This is a genomic window from Amycolatopsis minnesotensis, from assembly GCF_039529815.1.
Taxonomy (GTDB): domain Bacteria; phylum Actinomycetota; class Actinomycetes; order Mycobacteriales; family Pseudonocardiaceae; genus Amycolatopsis; species Amycolatopsis minnesotensis.
This window is the reverse complement of record NZ_BAAANN010000099.1, coordinates 1-5,288: the sequence shown is the minus strand read 5'-3', so window position 1 is coordinate 5,288 and position 5,288 is coordinate 1. Positions and strand designations below refer to the sequence as shown.

Genomic DNA, 5,288 nt, shown 5'->3' with positions numbered 1-5,288 from the left:
CGTGTTGCTTGAGAACTCAACAGTGTGCTAGTGAACTAAGCCAGTAGAGCTTATGTATTAGAACCTCGTATGAGGTTCCTTTGAGATACTGTTCTTAATTGGACAGAGTATAGTCTCGATCAAATTCATTGTTGGAGAGTTTGATCCTGGCTCAGGACGAACGCTGGCGGCGTGCTTAACACATGCAAGTCGAACGATGAAGCCCTTCGGGGTGGATTAGTGGCGAACGGGTGAGTAACACGTGGGCAATCTGCCCTGTACTTTGGGATAAGCCCGGGAAACTGGGTCTAATACCGGATATCACTTCTCTGGGCATCCAGGGTTGTTGAAAGTTCTGGCGGTACAGGATGAGCCCGCGGCCTATCAGCTTGTTGGTGGGGTAATGGCCTACCAAGGCGACGACGGGTAGCCGGCCTGAGAGGGCGACCGGCCACACTGGGACTGAGACACGGCCCAGACTCCTACGGGAGGCAGCAGTGGGGAATATTGCACAATGGGCGAAAGCCTGATGCAGCGACGCCGCGTGAGGGATGACGGCCTTCGGGTTGTAAACCTCTTTCGCCAGGGACGAAGCGCAAGTGACGGTACCTGGATAAGAAGCACCGGCTAACTACGTGCCAGCAGCCGCGGTAATACGTAGGGTGCGAGCGTTGTCCGGAATTATTGGGCGTAAAGAGCTCGTAGGCGGTTTGTCACGTCGGCCGTGAAAACTGGAGGCTTAACCTTCAGCTTGCGGTCGATACGGGCAGACTTGAGTTCGGTAGGGGAGACTGGAATTCCTGGTGTAGCGGTGAAATGCGCAGATATCAGGAGGAACACCGGTGGCGAAGGCGGGTCTCTGGGCCGATACTGACGCTGAGGAGCGAAAGCGTGGGGAGCGAACAGGATTAGATACCCTGGTAGTCCACGCTGTAAACGTTGGGCGCTAGGTGTGGGCGACATTCCACGTTGTCCGTGCCGTAGCTAACGCATTAAGCGCCCCGCCTGGGGAGTACGGCCGCAAGGCTAAAACTCAAAGGAATTGACGGGGGCCCGCACAAGCGGCGGAGCATGTGGATTAATTCGATGCAACGCGAAGAACCTTACCTGGGCTTGACATGCGCCAGACATCCCTAGAGATAGGGCTTCCCTTGTGGTTGGTGTACAGGTGGTGCATGGCTGTCGTCAGCTCGTGTCGTGAGATGTTGGGTTAAGTCCCGCAACGAGCGCAACCCTTATCCTGTGTTGCCAGCGCGTAATGGCGGGGACTCGCGGGAGACTGCCGGGGTCAACTCGGAGGAAGGTGGGGATGACGTCAAGTCATCATGCCCCTTATGTCCAGGGCTTCACACATGCTACAATGGCTGGTACAGAGGGCTGCGATACCGCGAGGTGGAGCGAATCCCTTAAAGCCAGTCTCAGTTCGGATCGCAGTCTGCAACTCGACTGCGTGAAGTCGGAGTCGCTAGTAATCGCAGATCAGCAACGCTGCGGTGAATACGTTCCCGGGCCTTGTACACACCGCCCGTCACGTCATGAAAGTCGGTAACACCCGAAGCCCACGGCCCAACCCGCAAGGGAGGGAGTGGTCGAAGGTGGGACTGGCGATTGGGACGAAGTCGTAACAAGGTAGCCGTACCGGAAGGTGCGGCTGGATCACCTCCTTTCTAAGGAGCAACACATCCACAGTCCTCGGGATACCCGGGATCAGCACTGTGGAGTGGCCACGGTTTAATCCTCGAACGCAGGGTTGCTGTGGTTGCTCAAGGAATTGTGGAACTACTGGTGTAGCTTGGTTTCTGGTATGCCCGCACGGGTTAGTACGGCTCTTCGGAGTGTGGAACGTGTGTTGCGGGGTGCTGGGGGTTTCAATGTTCGCTGGCATGCTGTTGGGTCCTGAGGCAACACGGTTGTGTTGTTTCTGGGTGTGGTGTTTGAGAACTGTAGAGTGGATGCGAGCATCTTTGTGGTCAAGTTGTTAAGGGCACATGGTGGATGTCTAGGCTTCAGGAGCCGATGAAGGACGTGGGAGGCCGCGATAGGCCTCGGGGAGCTGTCAACCGAGCTGAGATCCGAGGATGTCCGAATGGGGAAACCCAGCACCCGTGATGGGGTGTTACCCGCACCTGAATATATAGGGTGTGTGGAGGGAACGCGGGGAAGTGAAACATCTCAGTACCCGTAGGAAGAGAAAACAAAAGTGATTCCGTGAGTAGTGGCGAGCGAAAGCGGAAGAGGCTAAACCGTGCACATGTGATAGTTGTCAGGCGTTGTGTGTGCGGTGTTGTGGGACCTAGCGTGAAGATTCTGACAGGTCTTCGGATGCGCGCGTGAGTTAGTGGAACGCCTTGGGATGGGCGACCGGAGAGGGTGAGAGTCCCGTACGCGAAAGCTTGCGTTGTGTGTTTTGCTGGTGTTCCCGAGTAGCAGCGAGCTCGTGGAATTTGCTGTGAATCTGCCGGGACCACCCGGTAAGCCTAAATACTTCCTGAAGACCGATAGCGGACTAGTACCGTGAGGGAAAGATGAAAAGTACCCCGGGAGGGGAGTGAAAGAGTACCTGAAACCGTGTGCCTACAAGCCGTCAGAGCACCCGTGTGGTGTGATGGCGTGCCTTTTGAAGAATGAGCCTGCGAGTTAGTGCTACGTGGCGAGGTTAACCCGTGTGGGGTAGCCGTAGCGAAAGCGAGTCTGAACAGGGCGAATGTAGTCGCGTGGTCTAGACCCGAAGCGGAGTGATCTACCCATGGCCAGGGTGAAGCGCCGGTAAGACGGCGTGGAGGCCCGAACCCACTTAGGTTGAAAACTGAGGGGATGAGCTGTGGGTAGGGGTGAAAGGCCAATCAAACTCCGTGATAGCTGGTTCTCCCCGAAATGCATTTAGGTGCAGCGTCGCATGTTTCACATCTGGGGTAGAGCTACTGGATGGTCTAGGGGCCTTACCGGGTTACCGAAATCAACCAAACTCCGAATACAGATGTGTGAGAGTGCGGCAGTGAGACGGCGGGGGATAAGCTTCGTCGTCGAGAGGGAAACAGCCCAGAACACCAGCTAAGGCCCCTAAGTGTGTGCTCAGTGGGAAAGGATGTGGGATTGCCCAGACAACCAGGAGGTTGGCTTAGAAGCAGCCACCCTTGAAAGAGTGCGTAATAGCTCACTGGTCAAGTGGTCCTGCGCCGACAATGTAGCGGGGCTTAAGCACACCGCCGAAGCTGTGTCATTCACACAATACATCCGCTTCAACCCTCGGGTTGTTGTGTAGTGGTGTGGATGGGTAGGGGAGCGTCCTGCACCCAGGGAAGCGGCCGCGTAAGCGAGCCGTGGAGGGTGTGGGAGTGAGAATGCAGGCATGAGTAGCGAAAGCAGAGTGAGAAACTCTGCCGCCGGATGACCAAGGGTTCCTGGGCCAGGCTAATCCGCCCAGGGTAAGTCGGGACCTAAGGCGAGGCCGACAGGCGTAGTCGATGGATAACGGGTTGATATTCCCGTACCCGTGTTTGTTCGCCCCTGGCGAGGCAGTTGACACTAACCACCCAAAGCCACACGCGGAAGTCTTCGGACGGAAGTGTGTGGTGGAGCGTGGGACCTGATTCTGTAGTAGCCAAGCGATGGGGTGACGCAGGAAGGTAGCTCCGCCAGTGAATGGTAGTACTGGTGTAAGCGTGTAGGCCGGAACATAGGCAAATCCGTGTTCCACGAGGCTGAGACGTGATGCGTAGCCGATTGAGGTGAAGTAGAGTGATCCTATGCTGCCGAGAAAAGCCTCTAGCGAGAACAGACACGGCCCGTACCCCAAACCAACACAGGTGGTCAGGTAGAGAATACTAAGGCGATCGGGTGAACTGTGGTTAAGGAACTCGGCAAAATGCCCCCGTAACTTCGGGAGAAGGGGGGCCAAAGCACCTGAAGCCCCGTGCGGGCTAGGGTGAGTTGGCCGCAGAGACCAGCGGAAAGCGACTGTTTACTAAAAACACAGGTCCGTGCGAAGAAGCAATTCGATGTATACGGACTGACGCCTGCCCGGTGCTGGAACGTTAAGAGGACCGGTTAGCCTTTCGGGGCGAAGCTGAGAATTTAAGCGCCAGTAAACGGCGGTGGTAACTATAACCATCCTAAGGTAGCGAAATTCCTTGTCGGGTAAGTTCCGACCTGCACGAATGGCGTAACGACTTTCCGGCTGTCTCAACCACAGGCCCGGCGAAATTGCACTACGAGTAAAGATGCTCGTTACGCGCGGCAGGACGGAAAGACCCCGGGACCTTTACTATAGTTTGGTATTGGTTTTCGGTTCGGCTTGTGTAGGATAGGTGGGAGACTGGGAAGTGATCACGCTAGTGGTCATGGAGTCAATCTTGAAATACCACTCTGGTCGAATTGGGAATCTCAACCTCGGACCATGATCTGGTTCAGGGACAGTGCCTGATGGGTAGTTTAACTGGGGCGGTTGCCTCCCAAAGAGTAACGGAGGCGCCCAAAGGTTCCCTCAGCCTGGTTGGCAATCAGGTGTTGAGTGCAAGTGCACAAGGGAGCTTGACTGTGAGACAGACATGTCGAGCAGGGACGAAAGTCGGGACTAGTGATCCGGCACCACCTGGTGGAAGGGGTGTCGCTCAACGGATAAAAGGTACCCCGGGGATAACAGGCTGATCTTGCCCAAGAGTCCATATCGACGGCATGGTTTGGCACCTCGATGTCGGCTCGTCGCATCCTGGGGCCGGAGTAGGTCCCAAGGGTTGGGCTGTTCGCCCATTAAAGCGGCACGCGAGCTGGGTTTAGAACGTCGTGAGACAGTTCGGTCCCTATCCGCCGCGCGCGCAGGAGACTTGAGGAAGGCTGTCCCTAGTACGAGAGGACCGGGACGGACGAACCTCTGGTATGCCAGTTGTCACGCCAGTGGCATGGCTGGTTAGCCACGTTCGGAAGGGATAACCGCTGAAGGCATCTAAGCGGGAAGCCTGTTCCAAGATGAGGTCTCCCACCCCCCGTGGGTTAAGGCCCCCAACAGACCATTGGGTTGATAGGCCAGAAATGGACGCACAGTAATGTGTTATCGAGTTGACTGGTACTAATAGGCCGAGGACTTGCCACAAAGACGCTACGCATCCGCTCTACAGCTCTGAAACACCACACCACCACACCCCTCACACCGAGGGAAACGTGGACAGTGTGCAGTTGTTTCACAGAGTTACGGTGGTCATAGCACCAGGGAAACGCCCGGTCCCATCCCGAACCCGGAAGCTAAGCCTGGTAGCGCCGATGGTACTGCAGCCGAAGGGCTGTGGGAGAGTAGGACGCCGCCGAACACCCTT

General features: G+C 56.3%; 3 rRNA genes. All 3 read left to right on the top strand.

From position 1 onward, the window contains the following. Positions 1–128: 128 nt before the first annotated feature. Positions 129–1,646 (top strand): 16S ribosomal RNA (locus tag ABD256_RS43915). A gap of 301 nt (positions 1,647–1,947) precedes the next feature. Further along, positions 1,948–5,068 (top strand): 23S ribosomal RNA (locus tag ABD256_RS43910). Positions 5,069–5,165: 97 nt separating this feature from the next. After that, a 5S ribosomal RNA gene (gene rrf / locus ABD256_RS43905) occupies positions 5,166–5,282 on the top strand. The 16S, 23S and 5S rRNA genes sit together here, the layout of an rRNA operon. Positions 5,283–5,288 lie beyond the last annotated feature (6 nt).